Consider the following 4,894-nt stretch of genomic DNA (forward strand, 5'->3'; position numbering starts at 1 on the left):
CCGCGCCCGGCGGCAGTCTGCCGGCCGGGCCCCGGCTGCGCGCCGTCGGCGGCGGGACCCGCGCCTTCGTCGTCTCCGACCACGCCGGGACCTGGATCGACCTCGAGCCGGTCGACTAAGAGCGGTTGGGGAGAACCGGTGGCTGACGTGGTTGGGGGCCTGGCGGTCTTCGCCGTCGTCATTGCGGTGGGCTGGGTGCTGGTGCGCACCGGGGCCGTGCCCGTGGGGTCCGACACCGTCCTGACCCGCCTGTGCTTCTTCGCCGCCACGCCCGCCCTGCTGATCACCACCCTCGTCGGCGCCGACCTTGCGGCCGTCACCTCGGTGGGCACCGCCGTCGCCGTCGGGGCCGAGCTGCTGGGACTGGCGACCGCCTGGTGCGTGCACCGCCGCCTACTGCACCGCCCGGTGGCCGAGGCGATGATCGGGGCACTCGCCTCCGCCTACGTCAACGCCGCCAATCTGGGCATCCCGGTGCTGGTACTGGTACTCGGTGACGCCACCGCGGTTGCCCCGATCCTGTTGCTGCAACTGCTGGTCCTCACGCCGCTCGCCTTCACTGTGCTGGATGCCGCGACCCGGCGCGGCAGTCCCTCCCGCTTCGCCACCTACACGCTGCCGCTGCGCAACCCACTGGTGCTCGCAGTGCTGGTCGGCGTGCTGGTGAACCTGAGCGGCATCGACCTGGGTGCCTTGCTGCGCGGGCACCTCGCCGAGCTGCTCGACACGCTGGGGCGGATCGCCGTGCCGCTGATGATGCTGTCGCTGGGCATGAGCCTGGCCGCATCCCGGCTGCGGCCGCCGCGGAGCGTGGCCGGCGCGCCGAAGCCCGGGCCGGTCGGGGAGGACGAGGCAACGGGCGGAGCCGTGCCCCGCGTCGTCAACGTACCGCCCGAGCCGGTGCACGACGCCGCCAGCCGCACCGCGCTGCGTTGGGCGGTGGGTTGGAAGCTGCTGGTCGTGCCCGGTCTGGCGGCGGGTCTGGGGCTGGCGGCCGGGCTGCGCGGTGCCGCCCTGTTGATGCCGGTGACGACGGCGTCATTACCGACGGCGCAGAACGTGTTCATGTACGCCTCCCGTTACGGGGTGGCCAAGCCCCTGGCCCGGGATGCCGTGCTGCTCACGACGGCGGGGTTCGTGCCGGTGGTGCTGGTGGCCGCGGCGGTGCTGTGAACCGTCGGAGCAGGCCCGACTGTGCGGGCGGCGAGTACGGGTCGCGGGCAGGCGGGCCGCAGCACGGTCGAATCAGGTAGCGAGGAATCCCCGTAGGCCACGATCCAGCAGTACCTCGCGCACCTCCGCCACGATCTCGCGCATGTGCTGCTCGGCCTGTTCAACCCTGCCCGCGGCGATTGCCTCGGCCAGGCGAACGTGCAGCTCCAAGGCCTGTGGCTTAGGAGACTGCCAGGGCGCGTCGGCCAGCCGCGCGCGGCCGCTGAGCACCTCGGCCACCACCTCGGTGAGGGCGGCGAAGGTGTCGTTCTGGCTTGCCGTGAGTACCAGGCTGTGGAAGGCGATATCGGCGTCGAGGTATGAGGCGACGGATCCGGTGCTTCCCTGTTCGCGGATCGTGTTGGCCAGGCGCAGTAGTTCCAGGCGCTGTGCTTCGGTGGCGCGGCGGGCCGCGGCCGCGGCGGCGACGGGCTCTACGGCGGCGCGCAGCTCGGTCAGCGCTCCGAACTTCGGTCCCTCGGGGTCTGCGTCGAGTTGCCAGCGGATTACCAGGGGTGACAGTGCCGCCCAATCGGCAGGTGGCCTTACCATCGCCCCCACGCGGCGGCGGGACTCCACGAGTCCTACCGACTCCAGGGTGCGTACGCAGTCCCGGGCGAGGGTGCGCGAGATGCCGTGCTGGGACTGGATGTCGTCAAGGGTGAGGGACTCTCCTGGTCTGAGCTTGCCGGAGACGATGGCGCGGCCGAGGGCGTCAAGGATGTCGCCGCGTCGGACTGAGGATGTCATGGCCGCTCCCGGGGCAGTGGGTCAGAACGTGTGCGGAGTCGGCTGCGGCGGCCGTTGCCGCGCCGTCGGGCCGGTACCGCCGGAGACTCAGCGGCTCTGGACAAGATGCATGATGCGACGCCCGCATAATCAAGGACCTAAGACCTATATAAAGGTAGCACCTAAACCCGCATAATCGTAGTACCCAACGTAGACGACGGAGTCAAAGGAGCCCGCCATGAACCAACCCGTTGAGCACCTCGTCATCATGGGGGTGGCCGGCTGTGGAAAGACCACCGCAGCAGCGAACCTCCACCGCGCGCTGGGCTGGCCCGTGGCCGAGGCCGACGACTTCCACCCGCAGGCGAATATCGACAAGATGTCCAGCGGCATCCCGCTGGACGACGATGACCGGCGTCCCTGGCTCGAGTCCCTGCGCGACTGGATGAGCGAGCAGGCGGCCTCCGGCACGAAGACCATCGTCACCTGCTCCGCGCTGAAGCGGGCCTACCGCGACTTGCTGTCACAGGCGGACGGGCGCGTCTTCTTCATCCACCTGGTTGCCGAGCAGGAGGAACTGCGTGAGCGCATGGAGCGCCGCGCGGGGCACTTCATGCCCCCGGCTCTCCTGCCCTCGCAATTCGCCACCCTCGAGCCCCTGGAGGACGACGAGGATGGCGTCACCGTGGTCTCGCGTGCTACGCCCGAGGCAACCTTCGAGGCCATCCTCGCGGCGCTTGAGGCCGCCACGCCGGCCTGACCGTTCTTGTCCCCCGTTCCCCACCCATCTTCGTCATGGAGACATTGACAATGACGCACACAATCCTGGCCGCTGCGGACGCCGTGCCGCACGCGGGCAATGACTTACAGCTGATCCTCGCCGCACTGGTCGGCATCGCCACGATCATCGTTCTGATCGTCTGGACCAAGGTCCACCCCTTCCTGGCGCTCACGCTCGGATCTGCGGTGCTTGCGCTGGTGGCCGGCATCCCCCTGGCCGACACCTTCACGGCATTCACCTCCGGCCTGGGATCCACCATCGGCGACGTGGGCACACTGATCGCCTTCGGCGCCATCATCGGCAAGCTGCTGATCGACTCCGGCGGCGCGGATCAGATCGTCGACACGATCCTGGACCACACCTCGGCGAGCCGCCTCCCGTGGGCCATGGCGCTGATCGCCTTCGTAGTCGGTATTCCACTGTTCTTCGAGGTGGGGATCGTCCTGCTGATCCCCGTGGTGATGATGGTGGCCCGGCGGGCCCGCCAGCCACTGGTGCTCGTGGGCGTGCCCGCCCTGGCGGGGCTCTCCGCCCTGCACGGCCTGGTGCCCCCGCACCCCGGACCGCTCATCGCCATTGACGCCGTCGGGGCCAACCTCGGCATTACCCTCGGCTTCGGCCTGCTGGTCGCGATCCCCACCGTGATCGTCGCGGGCCCGCTGTCGGCCCGGCTCATGGCCCGCTGGGTGCCGATCGAGGCGCCTGAGCCGCTTGGTGGGAGCGAGCAGCGCGAGCGCAGCGGTGCACGGCCGTCCTTCGGCGTGTCCATCAGCGTTGTGCTGCTGCCGGTGCTGCTGATGCTCATGCGTACGGTGGTCGAGACGTTGGTTGAGACGAAGTCGCCCGACGGCTCCAGTAACCCGCTCGCCCACTTTGCCCTCTTCCTGGGCCAGCCCATTGTTGCCCTGCTGCTGACCGTGCTGGTGGCGATCCTCGTCTTCGGCGTGCGCATGGGCGACACGGCCGATGAGATCTCCGCCCGCGTAGGCGGCGCGCTTGGGCCGATCGCCGGGATCCTGCTGATTGTCGGCGCCGGCGGCGGATTCAAGCAGACGCTGATCGAGTCTGGCATCGCCACGATCATCGCCGGCTGGCTCGAGCAGGCCGCCGTGCCGGCGCTCCTGGCCGGCTGGCTGGTGGCGGTGGCGGTTCGCCTAGCCACCGGATCCGCCACGGTTGCCACGATTACCGCTGCGGGCATCATGGCGCCCCTGGCTTCCGACATGCCGCCGGTGGAGGCGGCCCTGCTGGTGCTGGCGATCGGCGCCGGGTCGGTGTTCCTCTCGCACGTCAACGACGCCGGATTCTGGCTCGTCAAGGAGTACTTCGGTATGACCGTGGGGCAGACCTTCAAGACCTGGTCGCTAATGGAGACGATCCTGTCAGTGACTGCGCTGGTGGTGGTCCTGGTGCTGGCCCTGCTGCTTGGCGTGCTGTAGCGGTTTCCCGCCCATGCGGCCGGGGCTGCTGGCAGACACGGGCGGGGGAGAGAGCGCTCCGCGGGGTAGCTTCCTGCCCCGCGGAGCGCTTTACGGCCCTGTCGCCCTGTTGCCGGTGTGCCCGCGCGGACCGGTGCGCCGCCGAAATGTGCGGGGACCCATCCGGTTTCCGGTCCCAGCTGGTGTTCAGGAATCCCGGGAAATACGTGAGCCGCCCGGAAGTATGATCGGCCTGGCATGAGAAGATAATGAATAAAACATGGGTGGGCGATTGCTGTATTGCAAACCGTTGAGAGGGGTCTCACTCCTAGGCAATTCTAGTGTATGTTGCTTCTAGGCGTATAGGCGCCAGTGCTCTGTGTGGCATTATGCCTACGGGCGCGTCGTTCAACTCGACACGAAGGGAAACGCGTCATGGGTGAACTCATCGGGATGGTCATCTTCGGCGGCATCATCGGTGCCCTGGCCAGGCTGATCATGAGGGGGGACCAGAGTCTGTCTATTTTGTGGACAATTGTCCTGGGCGCTGTCGGCGCCTTCGTCGGCGGCTGGCTGGCCGGGATGCTGGGTGTGGCGGACACCCCGGGGATCGACTGGATCCGTTGGCTGCTCTCGCTCGTGGCGGCCATGGTCGCCATTTACGTGTATCTGGCCGTCGCCCGCAGGCGGTGAACGGCCCGTCGGCAGACGGGGAAAGCAGGGTCGTGGTGAAGCCGCAGAATGCGGCTTCACC

The 4,894-nt window shown here is 68.6% G+C and carries 5 protein-coding genes; 4 read left to right on the forward strand and 1 reads right to left on the reverse strand.

Going from position 1 to position 4,894, the window contains the following annotated elements; genetic code table 11:
• The first annotated feature begins 138 nt into the window (after positions 1-138).
• The gene (locus tag GZ998_RS02780; protein WP_219108849.1) at positions 139-1,173 is read left to right on the forward strand and encodes an AEC family transporter; all 1,035 of its coding nucleotides are present in this window, start codon (positions 139-141) and stop codon (positions 1,171-1,173) included.
• A gap of 72 nt (positions 1,174-1,245) precedes the next feature.
• Here GZ998_RS02780 and GZ998_RS02785 read toward each other — a convergent pair whose 3' ends face one another.
• Positions 1,246-1,962 carry a FadR/GntR family transcriptional regulator gene (locus GZ998_RS02785; protein WP_219108851.1) on the reverse strand — a complete coding sequence of 239 codons (717 nt, stop codon included), beginning with the start codon at positions 1,960-1,962 and terminating at the stop codon, positions 1,246-1,248.
• Between the two features lie 217 nt (positions 1,963-2,179).
• On the opposite strand from GZ998_RS02785, the gene GZ998_RS02790 reads away from it, so the two are divergent.
• The 3 genes from GZ998_RS02790 to GZ998_RS02800 all read left to right on the forward strand — a co-directional run bounded on the left by GZ998_RS02790 (position 2,180) and on the right by GZ998_RS02800 (position 4,833).
• On the forward strand, positions 2,180-2,701 hold the full coding sequence (locus GZ998_RS02790) for a gluconokinase (protein ID WP_219108853.1): 522 nt from the start codon (positions 2,180-2,182) through the stop codon (positions 2,699-2,701).
• A gap of 50 nt (positions 2,702-2,751) precedes the next feature.
• Positions 2,752-4,161, forward strand: coding sequence for a GntP family permease (locus GZ998_RS02795; RefSeq protein ID WP_161923419.1), 1,410 nt, complete (start codon positions 2,752-2,754; stop codon positions 4,159-4,161).
• Between the two features lie 414 nt (positions 4,162-4,575).
• A complete protein-coding gene (locus tag GZ998_RS02800; protein ID WP_219108855.1) occupies positions 4,576-4,833 on the forward strand; it encodes a GlsB/YeaQ/YmgE family stress response membrane protein in 258 nt (85 codons plus the stop codon).
• Positions 4,834-4,894 lie beyond the last annotated feature (61 nt).

The sequence above is a fragment of the Actinomyces sp. 594 genome, assembly GCF_019325145.1.
In the GTDB taxonomy this organism is placed as follows: Bacteria; Actinomycetota; Actinomycetes; order Actinomycetales; family Actinomycetaceae; genus Actinomyces.

Excerpts from the sequence above, each read along its gene's own strand:
- GZ998_RS02800 (WP_219108855.1), top strand. The coding sequence starts at position 4,576 with ATGGGTGAACTCATCGGGATGGTCATCTTCGGCGGCATCATCGGTGCC.
- GZ998_RS02795 (WP_161923419.1), top strand. The coding sequence starts at position 2,752 with ATGACGCACACAATCCTGGCCGCTGCGGACGCCGTGCCGCACGCGGGC.
- GZ998_RS02790 (WP_219108853.1), top strand. The coding sequence starts at position 2,180 with ATGAACCAACCCGTTGAGCACCTCGTCATCATGGGGGTGGCCGGCTGT.
- GZ998_RS02785 (WP_219108851.1), bottom strand. The coding sequence starts at position 1,962 with ATGACATCCTCAGTCCGACGCGGCGACATCCTTGACGCCCTCGGCCGC.